A 19843-nucleotide genomic window follows, 5' to 3' on the forward strand; every position below is an offset into this window, starting at 1 on the left:
ATGTATCTAACAATTATATTATTATAACGAAAAAGGTAGAATAATAGGTTGCCCTATTATTCTTCCAAGTTTATGTCTAATCCAAGACCTTGTAATTCATGTAACAATACGTTAAATGATTCTGGAATACCAGGTTCTGGCATTGGCTCTCCTTTTACGATTGCTTCGTAAGTTTTCGCACGTCCAATTACGTCATCCGACTTAACTGTTAAGATTTCGCGTAAGATATTAGATGCACCGAATGCTTCTAATGCCCAAACCTCCATCTCTCCGAAACGTTGTCCACCGAATTGTGCTTTACCTCCTAATGGTTGTTGAGTAATTAATGAGTATGGTCCGATAGAACGCGCGTGCATTTTGTCGTCAACCATGTGTCCTAATTTCAACATGTAAATCACCCCTACAGTAGCTTTTTGATCAAAACGTTCTCCAGTATTACCGTCATATAAATATGTTGTACCGTGTTTTGGAATACCTGCTTCTTCTGTGATGCGATCGATATCAGCGATTTCAGCACCATCGAAGATAGGTGTAGCAAATTTTTGACCCATTTTAAGTCCAGCCCATCCTAATACCGTTTCATAAATCTGACCGATATTCATACGAGATGGTACCCCAAGTGGATTAAGTACGATATTTACTGGCGTTCCGTCTTCTAAGAAAGGCATATCTTCGTCGCGAACGATACGTGCAACAATACCTTTGTTACCGTGACGTCCTGCCATTTTATCCCCTACTCTTAGTTTACGTTTTTTCGCAATGTAGATTTTTGCTAATTTAACGATACCTGCAGGTAACTCGTCTCCAACAGAGATTGTAAATCTTTCGCGGTTAAGTGCTCCTTGTAAATCATTGTACTTAATTTTGTAATTATGTAACAATTCTTTTACTAATTCGTTCTTATCCTCGTCTGTTGTCCAAAGAGACTCTGCTCCAGTTAAATTTAAGAAATCTTCAACATTAGATAAGATTTTTTGTGTGTATTTTACACCTTTCTTGATTACTTCTTCGTTCAAGTCGTTGTAAATACCTTGAGAAGTTTTTCCGTTTAATAAAACGTATAATTTCTCTAATAAAATCTCTCTTAATTCGTTGAATTTAACGTCGTACTCAGCTTCTACACTATCAATAATAGCTTTGTCTTGAGAACGTTTACGTTTATCCTTAATACTACGTGAGAATAATTTTTTGTCGATAACAACACCACGTAATGATGGAGAGGCTTTAAGAGAAGCATCTTTTACATCACCTGCTTTGTCACCAAAGATCGCACGTAATAATTTTTCTTCTGGAGTTGGATCAGATTCTCCTTTTGGAGTAATCTTACCAATCAAGATATCACCAGGTTTTACTTCTGCTCCAATACGGATCATACCGTTTTCGTCTAAGTCTTTTGTAGCCTCTTCCGAAACGTTAGGAATGTCTGAAGTTAATTCTTCCATACCTAATTTTGTATCACGTACATCTAATGAATACTCATCGATGTGGATAGATGTAAACCAGTCTTCGCGAACAGCTTTCTCAGAGATTACAATGGCATCCTCGAAGTTGTATCCTTGCCAAGGCATAAAGGCAACAACCATGTTACGACCAATTGCTAATTCTCCTCCTTCTGTTGCATAACCTTCAGATAAAACTTGTCCTTTCTCTACACGATCACCAACTTTTACAATTGGTTTCAACGTAATTGTAGTTCCTTGATTCGTTTTTCTGAATTTTGTTAAATTATATGTTTTCTCAGCAGTATCGAAGCTTACTAATTCTTCGTCTTCTGAGCGATCATATTTAATTGTTATAATGTCAGCATCAACATAAGTTACTGTACCTTCACGTTCTGCATTTACTAAGATTCTTGAATCTTTTGCAACTTGTTTTTCTAATCCAGTACCTACAATTGGTGCTTGAGGTTTTAATAATGGAACTGCCTGACGCATCATGTTCGATCCCATTAACGCACGGTTGGCGTCATCATGCTCCAAGAAAGGAATTAATGATGCTGAGATAGATGCAATCTGGTTAGGTGCAACGTCAATTAAATCAACTTCTGCTGGCGTTACAACAGGGAAATCCCCATCTTCACGAGCAGTTACACGTTCAGTAGCAATAGTACCATCGTCTGTCATGTCGATATTGGCTTGAGCAATTACTTTTGATTCCTCCTCTTCCGCAGTTAAATAGATTGGTGCTGATTCGACGTCCACTTTTCCATCTTCTACTTTTCTGTACGGTGTTTCGATGAACCCTAAGTTATTAACTTTAGCGAATACACATAATGACGAAATCAAACCAATGTTTGGTCCCTCAGGAGTTTCAATTGGACATAAACGTCCGTAATGAGTGTGGTGTACGTCACGTACCTCGAATCCCGCTCTTTCTCTTGATAAACCTCCAGGTCCTAATGCTGATAAACGACGTTTGTGTGTAATCTCTGATAATGGATTTGTTTGGTCCATGAACTGAGATAACTGGTTCGTTCCGAAGAATGAGTTGATAACAGATGATAATGTTTTAGCATTAATCAAATCGATTGGTGTAAACACCTCGTTGTCACGAACATTCATTCTTTCACGGATAGTTCTAGCCATACGAGCTAAACCTACTCCGAATTGGCTAGCCATTTGCTCACCTACCGTTCTTACACGACGGTTAGATAAGTGGTCGATATCATCCACCTCTGCTTTAGAGTTGATTAATTCGATTAAGTATTTAATAATCGAAATGATATCTTCACGAGTCAATACTTGTACGTCCTCGCTAATGCTTAAGCCTAATTTTTTATTTAATCTGTAACGACCTACTTCACCTAATGAATAACGTTGATCAGAGAAGAATAATTTGTCAATAATTCCTCTTGCTGTTTCCTCATCTGGTGGCTCAGCGTTACGTAATTGTCTATAGATATACTCTACTGCCTCTTTTTCAGTATTAGTAGGGTCTTTTTGTAAAGTATTATGGATAATTCCATAATCAGCAGAATTGATATCTTCTTTGTGTAATAAGATCGTCTTTACACCAGAATCTACGATTTGATCGATGTGATCTTTCTCTAAGATTGTCTCACGGTCTAAGATAATTTCATTACGCTCGATAGATACAACTTCTCCTGTATCTTCATCTACGAAATCCTCGTGCCATGTATTTAATACACGTGCAGCAAGTTTACGACCTACAACTTTCTTTAAATTAGCTTTATTAACTTTTACTTCTTCTGCTAAATCGAAAATTTCTAAGATATCTTTATCTCTTTCGTATCCGATAGCACGTAATAAAGTAGTTAATGGTAACTTTTTCTTACGATCGATGTAAGCGTACATTACGCTGTTGATGTCTGTTGCGAACTCAATCCAAGATCCTTTGAAAGGAATGATACGAGATGAGTACAATTTTGTACCATTCGCGTGGAAAGATTGTCCGAAGAATACCCCAGGAGAACGGTGTAATTGAGATACAATAACACGCTCTGCACCATTAATAATGAATGATCCTGAAGGAGACATATAAGGAATTGTTCCTAAGTATACGTCTTGCACTACAGTTTCGAAATCTTCGTGTTCTTCGTCTGTACAGTACAATTTAAGACGAGCTTTCAATGGTACGCTGTACGTTAATCCTCTTTCGATACACTCATCAATTGTGTAACGTGGTGGATCTACGAAATAATCTAAGAATTCTAAAACAAACTGATTGCGAGTATCCGTAATTGGAAAATTCTCAGCAAATGTTCGGTAAAGACCTTCATTTTTTCGTTGGTCAGGTCTTGTTTCCAACTGGAAAAAATCTTCAAACGATTTGATCTGAATGTCAAGGAAATCTGGGAACTGAGCGACTGCTTTTGCAGAAGAGAAGTTCAATCTTTCTTTTTTCTCAGTCGAGTTGCTTAATGTTGCTTTAGTGGCCAATTTCGAATGAATTTTGGTTTATATAATGACTTTATGCGTAAAAAGGTTTAGACCTAACACGTCCTGTGTTAGGTCCAAACCTATATTTTTGAGTAATAAAAATTACTTCAATTCTACTACTGCACCAGCTTCTTCTAGCTGTTTCTTTAAAGCTTCAGCTTCATCTTTAGAAACTGCTTCTTTAACTGTTGCTGGAGTTGAATCTACTAAATCTTTAGCTTCTTTTAATCCTTTACCAGTTAATTCTTTAACTAATTTAACAACTGCTAATTTAGATGCACCTGCTTCTTTTAAGATTACGTCGAATTCTGATTGCTCTTCAGCAGCTTCACCTGCTCCACCTGCAGCAACAACTACAGCAGCAGCAGCTGGTTCGATTCCGTACTCATCTTTTAAGATTGTAGATAATTCATTAACTTCTAAAACTGTTAAGTTTACTAACTCTTCAGCTAATTTTTTTAAATCTGCCATTTTAATGCTTTTTGTTTTTTAAACTTTTATTTGATATGAGTGTGTCTTATTCTTCTGAAGCTCCTTCTTCTGCTTTTGCAGCGTCTTTGTTCTCTAATTGAGAAACAACAGTTTTGATTGGAGATTGAAGTAACATGATGATGTCTGCGATTAATTCTTCGCGAGATTTCAATGCTACTAATTGTGGTAATTTGTCATCACCTACGAATGTATTATCTTCAATCCAAGCTCCTTTTAAAATAGGTTTTTCAGATTTTTTTCTGAAAGTATCGATTACTTTGGCTGGTGCGTTACCAACTTCAGCAGTCATTAATGCTGTATTTCCTTTTAAAGATCCGTAAAGCTCTTCGAAGTTTTTGTCTTCGATTTGCTCCATAGCTTTCTTTAATAAAGTGTTTTTTACTACGCGTAAAGATACATTGCTTTTGTAGCAAGCTCTTCTTAATTCAGTAGTATTAACAGCGTTTAATCCGTCGATATCTGCTAAGTAGATGATTTTTGCTTCTGCTAATACAGCTTGCAATTCATCTATCATATTTGCTTTATCTTGTTTTGTCATTGCCATAATCTACTAATTTTAAGCGTTTACACTTTTTGGATCTACTGATACACCTACAGATTGAGTTGTAGAAAGCGTGATGCTTTTTACATATGTTCCTTTAGCAGCTGTTGGTTTTAATTTAATTAAAGTTTGAATTAATTCATTCGCATTTTCTTTAATTTTATCAGCATCGAAAGATACTTTACCAACTGCAGCGTGGATGATTCCGTAACGGTCTACTTTGAAGTCGATTTTACCTGCTTTCACTTCAGAAACAGCTTTACCAACTTCTAAAGTTACAGTACCTGATTTTGGGTTAGGCATTAATCCACGAGGTCCTAAAACACGTCCTAATGGCCCTAATTTACCCATAACTGCTGGCATAGTAACGATAACGTCAACATCTGTCCAACCTTCTTTAATTTTTTGTAAGTATTCGTCTAATCCTACATAGTCTGCACCTGCTGCTTTAGCTTCTGCTTCTTTGTCTGGAGTAACTAATGCTAATACTTTTACATCTTTACCTGTTCCGTGTGGTAATGAAACTACACCACGAACCATTTGGTTAGCTTTCTTAGGATCTACACCTAAACGAACTGCTATATCTACAGAAGCATCAAACTTAGCGTAGTTAACTTCCTTTACTAATGATGATGCTTCATCAATAGAGTAAAGTTTGTTTTTTTCTACTTTAGCTAATACTTCTTTTTGTCTTTTTGTTAACTTTGCCATTTCCTAAAATGTTTTAATTATTCTGGAGCTTGCCCACCTTTTACAGTTATACCCATAGAACGTGCAGTTCCAGCAACCATTTTCATAGCAGATTCAACAGTAAAACAGTTCATGTCCGCTAATTTGTCTTCAGCAATAGCTCTAACTTGATCCCAAGTAACAGTACCAACTTTTTGACGGTTAGGTACACCTGAAGCTTTTTTCAATTTCGCAGCTTCCATTAACTGAATAGCAGCTGGTGGAGTTTTAATTACGAAATCGAATGATTTGTCTTGATACACAGTAATAACAACTGGTAACACTGCACCTTGTTTTTCTTGTGTACGTCCATTAAATTGTTTACAAAACTCCATGATGTTAACACCTGCAGCACCTAAAGCTGGCCCTACTGGTGGTGAAGGATTTGCTTGTCCTCCTTTAACTTGAAGTTTTACAACTTTTTCAATTTTTTTTGCCATTTTTTTAATTCTTAAAATTAAGCGTTATGTGGAAGCAGCCTAAATTTCTACTTTTAATTTGTTGATAGATTGATTATGCAATCTTTTCAACTTGGTTAAAACTTAACTCTAGTGGTGTTTTACGTCCGAAGATTAAAACCATCACTTCAAGTTTACGTTTATCTTCAATGATTTTTTCAACTGTTCCGTTGAACCCATTGAATGGTCCGTCGATTACTTTTACAGTTTCTCCTACGATGTAAGATATTCCTAAGTTTGTATCAACGTTTTCTGCTAATTCGTCAACTTTGCCTAACATTCGGTTAACTTCCGATTGTCTCATCGGTACAGGATCACCTCCTTTCGTTGCACTCAAAAAGCTAATTACACCTGATGTATTCTTTACCATGTGAGGAATTTCCCCTACAAGTTCGGCTTCTATCATGATGTAACCAGGAAAGTGTACTTTTTCCTTTTGATATTTTTTACCGTTACGGATTTGAATCACTTTTTCCATAGGAACAACAATTTGTCCTACATAATCATTCAAATTTTGGTACTGAATTTCTCTTTCAATATAATCCTTAACTTTCAGCTCTTGTCCAGCTACAGTCTTGATTACATACCATTTCTTTTCACTCATGATTCTAATTACTAAACGGGATATTTTACAAACTAAAAAGCGCCGTAGATAAAGTTAAGCACTTGTGTGAATAATGTATCTACCGCATATAAAAATATAGCTAACAAAACTGTAGCTATTGCAACAATAATTGTGTCTCTTTGTAGATCTGAGAATGATGGCCATGTAACATGATCTTTAAATTCTACAAAGGAATCTTTAAAATATTGTACGACTTTCATATCGTTTTCATTTAGCACGGGCACAAGGATTCGAACCCTGATCAACGGTTTTGGAGACCGCTATTCTACCATTGAACTATGCCCGTAGATAAAAAGAGTGGTAATCATTGAAGATTACCACATCTTCTATATTATATTTTGACTAATTAGTCTAAAATTTCAGTTACCTGACCAGCACCAACTGTACGTCCACCTTCACGGATTGCGAAACGTAAACCTTCGTTTAATGCGATTGGTTGTAATAATTCAACTGTAATAGTTAAGTTATCTCCTGGTAAAACCATCTCAACTCCTTCTGGTAAGTTGATTTCCCCTGTTACGTCAGTTGTACGTACGTAGAACTGTGGACGGTAACGGTTGTGGAATGGAGTGTGACGACCACCTTCTTCTTTAGTTAAGATATAAACCTCAGCTTTGAATTTTTTGTGTGGTTTAACAGATCCTTGTTTTGCGATAACCATACCACGACGGATGTCAGTTTTATCAACACCACGTAATAATAAACCTACGTTATCACCAGCTTCACCTCTATCTAAGATTTTACGGAACATTTCAACACCTGTTACAGTAGAAGTTAATTTTTCTTCTCCCATACCAACGATGTCAACTGGATCCCCAGAGTTAATTACACCAGCCTCGATACGTCCTGTAGCAACAGTACCACGACCTGTAATAGAGAATACATCCTCTACTGGCATTAAGAACGGTTTATCTTGATCACGAACTGGTTGCTCAATCCACTCATCAACATTGTTCATTAAGTTCAATACAGTTTCAACCCATTGAGGCTCACCGTTTAATGCACCTAAAGCAGATCCTTGGATAACTGGAGTGTTATCTCCGTCATATTCGTAAGAAGATAATAAATCTCTTACTTCCATTTCTACTAACTCTAATAACTCAGCATCGTCAACCATATCAACTTTGTTTAAGAAAACAACGATACGAGGAACGTTTACTTGGCGACATAATAAGATGTGCTCACGAGTTTGAGGCATTGGACCATCAGTAGCAGCTACTACTAAGATACCACCATCCATTTGAGCAGCTCCTGTAACCATGTTTTTTACGTAATCCGCGTGACCTGGACAGTCAACGTGTGCGTAGTGACGGTTAGCAGTTTCATACTCTACGTGAGATGTATTAATTGTAATACCACGCTCTTTTTCTTCTGGAGCATTATCGATTTGATCGAAAGCTTTTGCTTCTGAATAACCAGCATCAGCTAATACTTTAGTAATCGCTGCAGTCAAAGTTGTTTTACCGTGGTCAACGTGACCAATAGTACCAATATTTAAGTGCGGCTTATTACGGTTGAAAGTTTCCTTTGCCATTTTACTTTTTATTAATTTCTATTGTTATACTTAAATTAAAAAAATAACTTTAAATTATTTTCAAGTGTAAAAATACACTTTTTGATTTATATAAAGATATTAATTTTTGACTCGCGTTAACCTTGGTTTAAATGAGTTTCAACAACTACTTAAAAGATTAACTACACTGGACGAACCAGAATTTGAGCGGGAAACGGGACTCGAACCCGCAACATTCAGCTTGGAAGGCTGACGCTCTACCAATTGAGCTATTCCCGCATTCACTTCTAAAAAGCTTTGCAAATTTAAAGATTAAATCCTAAACCACAAAAAATTTTAAAAATTAAATTTGTGGGGAGAGCAGGATTCGAACCTGCGAAGGTTACCCAACGGATTTACAGTCCGTCCTCGTTGGCCGCTTGAGTATCTCCCCGCCTTACTTTTTTTGTTCTTCTAAAAACTTTGAGCCGATAGAGGGACTCGAACCCACGACCTGCTGATTACAAATCAGCTGCTCTAGCCAGCTGAGCTACATCGGCATTTTTGTTTTTAAAAGCGTTATTTAAAAGAACAGTCCGTTAAATATGTTTGTTTAACGGACTGCAAATTTACGTTGTTTTTTGAATTAACCAAATTTTTAGGTTCTTTTTTTAGTCAATTCCCTATTTTTTATCTTTCGCTAATTTTTTCTTTTTTTCTGATAATTAATTTTTTTAATGTATCTACCGCTAAATCAATACATTCTTCAAAAGATTGTCCTGTTTTACTTACAACAATATCATCTCCTGGTACTTCTAACTTAATATCAACTGTCTTGTTATTTTTTTCTGCAGTATTCTCTAATTTAAAAGAAACATTCGCTGCAATGATTTTGTCTGACAAAGTTTCTAATTTTTCTAATTTTTTCTCTAAATACTCCTCTAAACCTGGTTTAGTATTGAAGTTTACTGCTTGAAAGTTAATTGTCATAATTACTCTTTTTTGTTCTCACGCGGGTGAGCTTTGTTAAACACTTTTTTTAAATTTTCTATACTCCCATGTGTATAAATTTGAGTCGATGACAAACTTGAATGCCCTAAAATATCTTTTACTGCATTCAGATCTGCTCCTGAATCTAACATATGAGTCGCAAATGAATGCCTCAACATATGAGGACTTTTTTTATGTTTTACACTTATAAGACTAAGATAGTATTTTACTTTCGAATAAACAAGATTATCGTACAAAGGTTTTCCTTTTTCTGTTACAAAAACATTCGTACATTGTAAAGTAATTTCGTTATGTTTTCTAGTGTTATAATTCGCCAAATCCTCTAACAGAAAGGTAGAAATAGGAATTATGCGTTCTTTATTTCTTTTTCCAAGAACTTTTATAGAAAGTGTATTCGGATCGATATCATTTTCTTTCAAACCAATTAATTCGGCACGTCGAATTCCTGTTTGATACATTACATCAATCATTAATCGATCACGTAAACCTTCGAATGTGTCAGGGAAAAATTCATCATTATTCAACAAATCATTCAATTCTGCTTCTGTAAAAGGTACTAAAACTTGTTTATTTTGTTTAAGTGAATGAATTTGCTCGATTGGATTAATGGAAAGATGATTTTCTTTGACCAAATATTTATAAAACGTTCGTAAAGCGCTTAATTTGCGATTAACTGTTTTCTCAGACTTTTCTAATTCTGATAAATGCATCACAAATGCACGAATATGATTTTTTGTTGCAAGTTGTATTTCTGACGAATTTTCTTCTTGTTGATAGAACTCAACAAAATCGTCCAAATCTCTTTTGTAGCTAGTAATTGTTAGCGTAGAATAGTTTTTCTCGAGCGCTAAATAATCTAAGAATAGTTGAATAAATTCCATAAAAAAACCTATTCATCAAAGTTACAACTTTAACAAATAGGTCAACAGAAATTAATTTCTTTATATCGTTTAAAACGGCAATTTATGCTTCCTCCTTTTCGATTAAGGCTTGTTTGTAGATTGCTCTACTCATCTTAATTCTATTTGTAACAGAAGGTTTTGTAAATTGTTGACGTGCTCTTAACTGACGTACAACACCTGTTTTATCAAATTTTCTTTTGTATTTTTTTAGAGCTCTTTCGATTGACTCTCCGTCTTTTACTGGTATAATCAACATAATTTTATCTATTTCTTTTTGAGATGGCAAATATACAACTCTTTAGTTATTAAACAAATCGTTTTGTATTAATCTTTCAAAATATTTCTTCCAATCACTAATTTTTGGATCTCAGTTGTTCCTTCACCGATTGTACACAACTTAGAATCACGGTAGAATTTCTCTACTGGAAAATCTTTTGTATATCCGTATCCACCAAATATTTGAACTGCTTCATTCGAGATTTTAACACACGCTTCCGATGCATAATATTTTGCCATTGCACCTTCTGTCGTCATTGGTTTTTTATGATTTTTTAAATAAGATGCTTTACGAATTAATAATTCTGAAGCTTCGATTTCTGTAATCATTTCAGCCAATTTAAAGTTAATTGCTTGGAAATTTGCAATTGCAGTTCCAAATTGATGACGCTCTTGTGCATATTTCAATGCTGCTTTATAAGCTCCTTTCGCAATTCCTAAAGATAAAGCTGCGATCGAGATACGACCACCATCTAAAATCTTAAGTGCTTGCTTGAAACCATCACCAACATTTCCTAAACGATTTGCATCCGAAACACGTACGTTATCGAAGATTAACTCTGCCGTTTCCGAAGCACGCATTCCTAATTTATTTTCTTTTTTACCCGATGTAAAACCTGGCGTTCCTTTTTCTATTACAAAAGCTGTCGCGTTATTTTTAGCTCCTTTCTCTCCTGTTCTTGTCATCACAACCGCAACATCACCAGAAATTGCATGTGTAATAAAGTTTTTTGCTCCATTAATCACCCATTCATCACCATCTTTTACAGCTGTTGTAGACATTCCTCCAGCATCAGATCCTGTGTTGTGCTCTGTTAATCCCCAAGCACCAATCCATTCTGCTGTTGCTAATTTTGGTAACCAACGTTGTTTTTGTTCTTCGTTTCCGAATTCTAAAATATGATTTGTACAAAGTGAATTATGTGCCGCTACAGACAAACCGATAGAAGGATCAACTTGTGAAATTTCATCTACAATTGATACATATTCATCATATGATAAACCACTTCCACCATATTCTTCTGGAACAACGATTCCCATGAAGCCCATTTTTCCAAGTTCTTTGAAAACTTCAACTGGAAAAGTTTGAGCTTCATCCCACTCCATTATATTCGGTTGAATGTATTGTTTTGCAAAATCTCTTGCCGATTGCGCGATTAATGATAAATTTTCATTTTCTAAGAAATCCATTTTTTTGAGTTTTTTTGTTTTTTTATGACTTTCCTCCAAAAGTAATAAATTTCTATTAAGTGAAAAGTTTTTCTTTTACGATTATTTTTACTCATTAAAAATAATTGACTATCAGCGTGTTTAAGTTAATAATATCTTTAAAAAAAACAAATGTTTAAAGTCATTTTCGGAAATGATATTTGACATTTTAATTCGGATAAATTAATCCGAGTTTTGTTTCGAAAAATAAAATAAACATTATGAAAAAAGGACTATTAATATTAGGAGCAATTTTTACATCAGCAATTTCATTTGGACAAGAGACTGGCGAATTACATATGCGTGTAAGAGCAACTGGTGTAGTTCCTATGGAAGATGCTAAAATAGAAGCAATAGGTGGAAATGTAGCAGTTACAAACAATCTTATTCCAGAAATCGACTTTACTTATTATATTACAAAAAATATCGCAGCCGAATTAATTTTAGGAACATCTAAACACGAAGTTGTAGCGGTAAATACTGCATTAGGAAATTTAGATTTGGGACGAGTAATGTTGTTACCTCCAACTCTTAATGTACAATATCATTTGTATCCAACCAAAAACCTAAAACCTTATGTTGGTGCAGGAATTAATTATACAATCTTCTATGATCAAGGGCAAGGAAAAGGTAGAAACGCAGCTGTAACTAGTGTAGATTACAAAAACAATGTGGGTTTCGGATTTCAATTAGGATTTGATTACAAAATCAATGATAAATTATACTGGAACGTAGATGTTAAAAAATTGTACTTGAATACTGACGTTACAGTTGGTGCAGCTTTAGACAAACAAGTTTATGTACCAGCAGATGTAGATCTTAATCCTTGGTTAATCAGTACTGGTATTGGTTTCAAACTATTCTAAAATCGACCTTTTATATATATTATGATTTTTTATTAACCAACTAAAAGATCAAAAAGAGAAGCAATTGCTTCTCTTTTTTTATTTAATATAATTTATTTTTACTCCTCCACTCTTTTATCTTCGATGTGATTTGTTCGAAAATATTCTCGAACCGAAACAAAAGTAGGCTCTATATGCACTAATACATCTTTTACTTGTGGCATTTTAGCTTGTACAGCATCTTTCAGATCATGACTAATTTTATGTCCTTCCACCACCGAAATCGTTCCATCGACTATTGCATGTAAATCGACATAATAATTCATTCCATTCTTACGCACATTACATTTTTCAGTCGCCATAACACCCGGAACATGCGAAGCGATTTCTCTAATTTGTTCAATTTCATTTTCGTACAATTGCTCATCCATAATTTCTCCCAACGCAGGTCGAAGGATTTTGTACGCATTATATAAAATAAAACTTGATGCAAAAAGTGCTGCAACATCATCTGCTGCCTCCCAACCTGGTCCCATTACCAATGAAATCGAAATTCCGATAAACGCCATTAACGATGTAATTGCGTCCGAACGATGATGCCAAGCATCTGCTTTTAGAGAAGAACTATTGGTTTCAACACTTTTTCGCATTACATACTGAAACGATAATTCTTTGAATAAAATAATTCCTCCAAGAACTAATAAGGTAAATGGTTTGGGCTGATGATGTGGTGTAATAATATTGTTAATACTTTCTTTTGCAATGATAATCGCAGAAACAATAAGGAAAGTAACCACTAAAAATGTGATTAACGCTTCTGCTTTTCCGTGTCCATAAGGATGATTTTCATCTGCAGGTTTTGCAGAATACTTTAATCCAAAGAAAACAAATATAGAAGAAAAAACATCTGCCGAAGACTCGATTGCATCTGCAATAAGTGCGTAAGAATTCCCAAAATAACCAGCCAAAAACTTAATTCCAGCCAAAGAAGCGTTTCCTACAATACTAAAAATTGAAGCTTTGATTGCTTTTTCCGAATTATCATTCATACCAAAAAAATAAGCCCTACAAATGTAAGGCTTATTCTAATTTTATATCTCGAAAATATTATTTTTCTAAGAATGGGTATTTGTAATCTTTAGCAGGAACAAATGTTTCTTTAATTGTTTGAACAGAAGTCCAACGTAACAAGTTCATTGCAGAACCTGCTTTATCATTTGTACCAGAAGCACGTGCTCCACCAAATGGTTGTTGTCCTACAACTGCTCCTGTTGGTTTATCGTTGATGTAGAAATTTCCACAAGCATTTTTCAATGCTTTAGCAGCTAATTCTACAGCAGCACGATCTTTCGCGAAGATTGATCCTGTTAATGCGTAAGCAGAAGTTTCGTCAACTAATTTTAAAGTTGCTTCAAATTCATTTTCATCATAAACATAAACTGATAATACAGGTCCGAAGATTTCTTCTACCATTGATTCATATTTAGGATTCGTTGCTTTGATAACTGTTGGTTGAACAAAATATCCAACTGAATCATCATAAGTACCACCGATTACAACTTCAGCTTCAGAAGATGCTTGTGCACGATCGATATATGCTTTAGATTTTTCGAAAGAGTTTTTATCGATAACCGCTGTCATGAAATTAGAGAAATCCTCTGGAGATCCTAATCTAACAGTTGCTAACATTTCTTTCATTTGTTTCTCAACTTCGTTCCATAAGTTAGATGGAATATAAGCACGAGAAGCAGCAGAACATTTTTGTCCTTGGTATTCAAATGCTCCACGAACTAAACCTACAGCAACTTCTGTTGGACAAGCTGATTTGTGAACCATTACGAAATCTTTTCCTCCTGTTTCTCCTACGATACGTGGATAAGTTCTGTAATTGTTGATGTTATCTCCAATTTGTTTCCATAAAGTATTGAAAACTTTTGTAGAACCTGTGAAGTGTAAACCTGCGAAATCTTTGTGTTCTAAAACTGTTTTTGCAGTTTCTGCTCCATCAGTTAAGATCATGTTGATTACACCATCTGGTAAACCAGCTTTTTTGAACACTTCCATTGTTACTTTAGCAGCTAAAGTTTGTTTATCAGAAGGTTTCCAAACTACAACGTTCCCCATCAAAGCCATACAAGATGGTAAGTTACCAGCGATTGCAGTAAAATTGAATGGAGTAATTGCGAAAGTAAATCCTTCTAATGGACGATAATCTACACGATTCCAAATTCCAGGAGAAGAAATTGGTTGATCTGCATAAATTTCTGTCATGTATTGTACATTGAAACGTAAAAAGTCAATCAACTCACAAGCTGAATCAATTTCTGCTTGCATTGCATTTTTAGATTGACCAATCATTGTTGCAGCATTTATTTTTGCACGGTAAGGACCAGCAATCAAATCTGCAGCTTTCAAGAAAATTGCCGCTCTATCTTCCCAAGGCATTGCAACCCAAGCTTCTTTTGCAGCTAAAGCTGTATCAATCGCTTTTCTTACATCATCTTGTGTTCCTTCGTGGAAATAACCAACAACTTTTTGGTGGTCATGTGGAGGACGAATTTCTTTTTTATTTCCTGAAAAAATTTCTTCAGAACCAATGTATTGAGGAACTTCAGTTACCTCGTTAAACATTTTTTTGTAAGCGTCTAATAATTGCGCACGCTCTGGTGTTCCAGGAGCATATGATTTTACCTCTTCGTTAACAGCGTGAGGAATTTGAGCAAATGATTTTGACATTTTGATTATTTTGTTTGTTTATACTTTTCAAAGTTCAAATTTAAGAAAAATAAATGGAAATGTTTCAGTTCAGATAATTAAGTCTTTTATCACTTTAGACATAAAATCATCCATTATTCTTCCTTTTTATTTTCTTTTTTATCTTTTGTATGAAGAATTTGATTTTCGATATTTTCTAAATACTGGATTTGCATTTCCTGTATTTCTAATAATTTCTTATTCTGATGAACCAATAAATGATCTATTTTTTCGCTTAATAATTTTATTTCCAGTTCGGCTTTCAAATTAATTTTATAATCATGTTCGGCTCTATCACGGTCTTTATCTTCTTGACGATTTTGACTCATCATAATAATTGGAGCTTGTATTGCTGCTAAACAAGACAAAATCAAATTGAGTAAAATAAATGGATAGGGATCAAAACCTTTGTTGTGCAACATCCAAAAATTAAGAAACATCCAAACCAATAAGAAAATAAAAAACGAAATAATAAATGTCCAACTTCCTCCAAAAGACGCTACTTTATCTGCGATTCTATCGCCTGTTGTCAATGGCTTTGATGTATTTTCTTTTATATTTTCGGAAAGAATAGAATTATCACGAATTGCTTCTACAACATCTTGATCCAATTTTTCCATTTCACCTTTTTCTTGCGAAATCAAATTTGCAAAAAATTGACGACGATATTTGTTCAATATTTTTATCGAAACATAATCTTCTTCGGTAATTGCTGGATAATCTTGCTCAATCAATTTAAAAATCTCTTGCTGAATTTCTTTTCCTTTTACAGCTTCGTAGCGATTAATTGGTTCTTGAGTTACAAAACATTTCATAATAATCTATTTTAGTCAAAAATCACATCACAAAAAACGCTCCTAAAATTAGAAGCGTTTTAATTATTAAAAGTTATTTGTGTAATAATCGAAATATTTACAATTTGATTTTATTTCTTGATATGTTTTCGTGTCCGAATATTGTTTCAAATTTTTAAAATTAGAACGATAATTTGCCACTTTAAACGCTAAAATTTTATCTTCGTTGTCATATTGATTTTCGTACAAACGCTTCAACACAGGATCTTTTGCATTATAAAATCTTCCTTGTTCATTCTTAGACAATGCAAATAAAATTTGCGCTTTCATTTCTTTGTCTTTTGTCGAATCAAAAGCTTTTTTCAAATAATTTTCTGACGGCGTAAAATTATCTACGTAGTTTCCACCCCAACCGAAACTTTTGTAAAAGAAGTTGCTTGTCGCTTCATATTGATCACCATAATTATTAAATTTTGGTCCATTATCATTGTTTCGATCAAATGTCAACAAATAACGATAATAGCCTAAAGTCGTCGTATTGTAAAAGAAATTCCCCAACAAATAATTCGCTTTTGCAGCTTCTTCGGTATTCTTCTTTGCTATTTTATTCAATTCAATCATCGCATTTGTCAATTCTAATTTTGACATTTTTGGTTTGATAAATTTAAATTCATTCAAATAAGGAGTTGCGATCACTTGATTTTCGTCACAATTAAAACATTCAATCTTATTATATCCAAAGATTTTATTCGGAATATTATGATAACCATCAAACTGATTTTCTACCCAAGTTTTGCTTTCTTTTTCTGTTGTATAATCGTAATCATAAACAAAATAAGCACTTTCTGACGTGTGATATTTTTGATCAATCTTCTCAAATTCTTTTTTCGCCAAATCAAATTTCATTTCGCCTAAATACAATGTTCCTTTGAAATCGGCTAAATAATCTGATAATTTAAACTGAATTTCTTTTGATTTTTCTGTTCTCCAATCCCATGAACTCGATTTTACTTTTGCATTAATCAAATATTTTTCGAAAGCTGTTTTATTCGATTTTTTATCCAATTTATCTAAATCATTGATAATCGCCCAATCTGGATTTGAACCTAATTGTGTAATTTCATTATGAATCAAAAATGCTTTTCCTTTGTCACCTTGCAAAAAATATCGATTTGCTAAAACATCTAAAATCACATTTTTCAAGTTCATTTTTTGATCATCTTCATCCGAATAACCATAGACATCTTCTGGTAATTTTGGATATTCATAATTCAAAATCGACGCATATTTTTGCATCAATTGATTCTCAAAACTATCTGTAATTTTCTTTTGTTCGAAAATTTCTAATAAAATTTCAATCACTTTTTTCTGTTGTTGAAATTCTTTCGAAGTTGAATTTACTTTGGTTAAATACGTTTTTGTTTCCGCAAAATTTTTGTTCAATAAATTCAAATATGCCACCGATAATTTCCAATATTCTTTGTCGTCAGCTTTTATCGCTTGTGATTTTGCCAGAGCAATCAATTCATTAATCTGAACTTCATCTTTTGAATCTTCGGGGTTACTGTAATAATTGCCATTTGTTTTTACAGGTAAATATAAATCTGTATATTTTTTTCGTTCTTGAGAAGAATTCCAATAATAATCTTCAGGATTTTGTTGCAAATATTCGCGTTCAATTAAATTAATAGAACGTGCAAATAAAATTCTCGCTTGTGGCGCATTTACATCATTCGCAATAATTTTTTTCGCAGGAGCTAACGGATTCGAAAAATCATTATAACCAATCAATAAATACAAATCATTTTTTTCTTGAATCGTTTTGGCATTGGCTAACATTTTCTCATAATTCAAATCTTCTGTCACGCGCATCGATTGATAAGCACTCATTTTTCGATCATTCGAATGAGAAAAAACTTCGAAAAAGTCATAATTCGCCTGAATATAATTTCCAAGTGCACGCTCCGCTCCACCTTTTTGATCTAACGCATAATAATACATCGAATTTTTGAGTCCTTGCGACGCCACATACATATTAAAATAATTGATAGCGTCTTTATATTCGTGGAAATAATGCGCAAAACGCACCAATTGATAACCGTAACGAACTTTTAATTCTTTGTCCGTTTCTGCATTCCAACTTTTCTTTAGAACCTCAAGAACTTTTCTATAGTTTAGATTATTGACATTTTTTTCTGGACGATCTACATACGACCATTCACCATTATCGATATAATAAAAAGCCATATAAGGCTCTAAATACTTGGCATACGACAAGTAAAGTAAACTTTGCTTATTCTTTTTTACCCAATCTGTTGTCGCAAAATTATAGTTCGTATTGGACGATTTTCCATTCTTTACCATCAAATCAATTTCTTGTTTCGATACTTTAAAAACCAACTCAAACGCTTGCTGATAGCTAATTCCTAACGTTTTTTGCCAATCCAAAATATTCTCATTCTTTTGATTTGCATCCATCGTATAATATGGATTATCCAACGTCATCAAAAATGGCTGATATTGCGGCGCTTCGCTTAAAGTTTGCGAAAAAAGATTGTAGTAATAATAATCTTCTCCACCTCCATCAGCACACGCAAATACTTTGGTTAAACCAAAAGTTAAGCATAAAGTAAGTACTATTTTTTTCATAATTGTGTTGGTATTGTTTTCAAAAATTTTGAGTCTAAATGATAATAAATCAAGCGATAATTGTAAGATAATTTTGTATCGATAAATGATTTTGTTTCAACTAATAATTCGGGAGAAATCCTTTCAACTTTTATTGTAAAACCTTTACTCACATAAAAATTTCGAACAAAAAAATCATCTTCCACTTCATAAAATCCATTTCTGATTTTCTTTACAGGTTTTCCTATCAAATCTTGCTCCGAAAAAGAATTGATTAATTTTATTTTTCCTTGATGATTTGTCAAAATTGCCCACGAATAAATTGGCAAAGCAACATCTAATTTGATTGGATAATCGTTTAAATACTTCAAATAATCTTTTGCTATTTTCAAATCTAAAATCGAATTATTTTCAGATTGATCGGTTGGATTTTCGGTTGCATAACACATCAAAACCATTTTATCCAAAGGCGGAACTCCTTCTTGTTCTTTAAATTTAACTTGATGCAAACGCAAAGTTGCCGAAAGTTTTTTGCCCGAAATATGTTTCAATTCCGACAAAAACATAAAATAATTTTCGCGCGTAGATTTCGTCCAATCACAATCTATCTGAATTTCATTGAAGTTTTTCAGATTTCCTCTTTCAGCCGTTTCACTCAAAAAATTATAGATATCTTTTGCTAAAATTTTGACTTGATCTTTGGATGTATTCAGAAAAGTTTGATTGGTAATAAAAACCGTCGGAATATAATTGACATTGAGCTTCGTTGCATCAAAATTCTGAATAATTCCAACTGGAGAAATTTTATTCAACTTTTTATCCACATCAAAAAAACGAACATAAATATTTTCCACTTTTAGTGAATCAACCGCTTTTTTCTCTGTTTCATTCACCGAATAATTACTTCGCCAATAATAAAAATCAATTGGTGATTTTTTGGTTTCAGAAGTACATCCAACCAAACTAATTATCATAAACAGTATTAAAAATCTAAATAAAAATTTCATACTCAAATTTAACTCAAAATCTATAAATCACAATCGATGAAAATAGTGAGATTTTATCAAATTAATTGTCGAAATTTATCCTTCATAATATTTAACTTGATTAAACTTTTTAAAAAATCACCACATAGATACATAGAAATAGTTAAATACCCGTTGTGCATTTTAAATAATTTGAGTTTTT

Annotated in this window: 18 protein-coding genes and 4 tRNA genes; 1 reads left to right on the forward strand and 21 read right to left on the reverse strand. The window is 33.7% G+C overall.

Going from position 1 to position 19843, the window contains the following annotated elements; all coding sequences use genetic code 11:
- Positions 1-56: 56 nt before the first annotated feature.
- The 16 genes from rpoB to B4G36_RS01110 all read right to left on the reverse strand — a co-directional run bounded on the left by rpoB (position 57) and on the right by B4G36_RS01110 (position 11616).
- Positions 57-3899 carry a DNA-directed RNA polymerase subunit beta gene (gene rpoB, locus B4G36_RS01035; protein ID WP_125349434.1) on the reverse strand — a complete coding sequence of 1281 codons (3843 nt, stop codon included), beginning with the start codon at positions 3897-3899 and terminating at the stop codon, positions 57-59.
- Positions 3900-4001: 102 nt separating this feature from the next.
- Positions 4002-4370 carry a 50S ribosomal protein L7/L12 gene (gene rplL, locus B4G36_RS01040; protein WP_019974307.1) on the reverse strand — a complete coding sequence of 123 codons (369 nt, stop codon included), beginning with the start codon at positions 4368-4370 and terminating at the stop codon, positions 4002-4004.
- A gap of 46 nt (positions 4371-4416) precedes the next feature.
- The gene (gene rplJ, locus B4G36_RS01045; RefSeq protein WP_052217500.1) at positions 4417-4929 is read right to left on the reverse strand and encodes a 50S ribosomal protein L10; all 513 of its coding nucleotides are present in this window, start codon (positions 4927-4929) and stop codon (positions 4417-4419) included.
- Positions 4930-4947: 18 nt separating this feature from the next.
- Positions 4948-5643, reverse strand: coding sequence for a 50S ribosomal protein L1 (rplA, locus tag B4G36_RS01050; protein WP_038331070.1), 696 nt, complete (start codon positions 5641-5643; stop codon positions 4948-4950).
- Positions 5644-5660: 17 nt separating this feature from the next.
- Positions 5661-6101 (reverse strand): 50S ribosomal protein L11, encoded by a 441-nt coding sequence (gene rplK / locus B4G36_RS01055; protein WP_038331069.1) that lies wholly within the window; start codon positions 6099-6101, stop codon positions 5661-5663.
- A gap of 73 nt (positions 6102-6174) precedes the next feature.
- The gene (gene nusG / locus B4G36_RS01060) at positions 6175-6723 is read right to left on the reverse strand and encodes a transcription termination/antitermination protein NusG (protein ID WP_219033762.1); all 549 of its coding nucleotides are present in this window, start codon (positions 6721-6723) and stop codon (positions 6175-6177) included.
- A 32-nt stretch (positions 6724-6755) separates the two neighbouring features.
- Positions 6756-6944: a preprotein translocase subunit SecE gene (gene secE, locus B4G36_RS01065; protein WP_038331172.1), complete on the reverse strand. Its 189-nt coding sequence runs from the start codon at positions 6942-6944 to the stop codon at positions 6756-6758.
- Between the two features lie 15 nt (positions 6945-6959).
- Positions 6960-7030 (reverse strand) — tRNA-Trp (locus tag B4G36_RS01070).
- A 60-nt stretch (positions 7031-7090) separates the two neighbouring features.
- Positions 7091-8278 carry an elongation factor Tu gene (gene tuf, locus B4G36_RS01075; protein ID WP_038331067.1) on the reverse strand — a complete coding sequence of 396 codons (1188 nt, stop codon included), beginning with the start codon at positions 8276-8278 and terminating at the stop codon, positions 7091-7093.
- 185 nt (positions 8279-8463) lie between these two features.
- Positions 8464-8536: transfer RNA gene (locus B4G36_RS01080), tRNA-Gly, on the reverse strand.
- Positions 8537-8609: 73 nt separating this feature from the next.
- Positions 8610-8690: transfer RNA gene (locus B4G36_RS01085), tRNA-Tyr, on the reverse strand.
- 32 nt (positions 8691-8722) lie between these two features.
- Positions 8723-8796, reverse strand: a tRNA-Thr gene (locus B4G36_RS01090).
- 130 nt (positions 8797-8926) lie between these two features.
- A complete protein-coding gene (gene hpf / locus B4G36_RS01095) occupies positions 8927-9226 on the reverse strand; it encodes a ribosome hibernation-promoting factor, HPF/YfiA family (protein ID WP_038331066.1) in 300 nt (99 codons plus the stop codon).
- Between the two features lie 2 nt (positions 9227-9228).
- The gene (locus B4G36_RS01100; RefSeq protein WP_125349436.1) at positions 9229-10128 is read right to left on the reverse strand and encodes a tyrosine-type recombinase/integrase; all 900 of its coding nucleotides are present in this window, start codon (positions 10126-10128) and stop codon (positions 9229-9231) included.
- 82 nt (positions 10129-10210) lie between these two features.
- A complete protein-coding gene (rpsU, locus tag B4G36_RS01105) occupies positions 10211-10405 on the reverse strand; it encodes a 30S ribosomal protein S21 (protein WP_038331168.1) in 195 nt (64 codons plus the stop codon).
- Positions 10406-10473: 68 nt separating this feature from the next.
- The gene (locus B4G36_RS01110; protein WP_038331167.1) at positions 10474-11616 is read right to left on the reverse strand and encodes an acyl-CoA dehydrogenase family protein; all 1143 of its coding nucleotides are present in this window, start codon (positions 11614-11616) and stop codon (positions 10474-10476) included.
- Between the two features lie 239 nt (positions 11617-11855).
- Here B4G36_RS01110 and B4G36_RS01115 point away from each other — a divergent pair, with 239 nt between their 5' ends.
- Entirely contained in the window at positions 11856-12500 is a 645-nt protein-coding gene (locus B4G36_RS01115) for an OmpW/AlkL family protein (protein ID WP_291061342.1), read from the forward strand.
- Positions 12501-12598: 98 nt separating this feature from the next.
- Here B4G36_RS01115 and B4G36_RS01120 read toward each other — a convergent pair whose 3' ends face one another.
- From B4G36_RS01120 to B4G36_RS01140, 5 genes are all read right to left on the reverse strand, one after another.
- Complete coding sequence (locus B4G36_RS01120) at positions 12599-13528, reverse strand: cation diffusion facilitator family transporter (protein ID WP_125349438.1); 930 nt, start codon at positions 13526-13528, stop codon at positions 12599-12601.
- A 58-nt stretch (positions 13529-13586) separates the two neighbouring features.
- Positions 13587-15215, reverse strand: a complete 1629-nt coding sequence (gene pruA / locus B4G36_RS01125) for an L-glutamate gamma-semialdehyde dehydrogenase (RefSeq protein WP_219033765.1) — start codon at positions 15213-15215, stop codon at positions 13587-13589.
- A gap of 113 nt (positions 15216-15328) precedes the next feature.
- Complete coding sequence (locus B4G36_RS01130) at positions 15329-16048, reverse strand: DUF1003 domain-containing protein (protein WP_291047729.1); 720 nt, start codon at positions 16046-16048, stop codon at positions 15329-15331.
- 66 nt (positions 16049-16114) lie between these two features.
- On the reverse strand, positions 16115-18676 hold the full coding sequence (locus B4G36_RS01135) for a hypothetical protein (protein WP_291061344.1): 2562 nt from the start codon (positions 18674-18676) through the stop codon (positions 16115-16117).
- The gene (locus tag B4G36_RS01140; RefSeq protein WP_291061346.1) at positions 18673-19629 is read right to left on the reverse strand and encodes a hypothetical protein; all 957 of its coding nucleotides are present in this window, start codon (positions 19627-19629) and stop codon (positions 18673-18675) included. Before B4G36_RS01140 ends, B4G36_RS01135 begins: the two co-directional genes overlap by 4 nt.
- Positions 19630-19843: the final 214 nt, after the last annotated feature.

Origin of the sequence: Empedobacter sp. UBA3239, assembly GCF_002362875.1 — a bacterium.
Lineage (GTDB): Bacteria > Bacteroidota > Bacteroidia > Flavobacteriales > Weeksellaceae > Empedobacter > Empedobacter falsenii_B.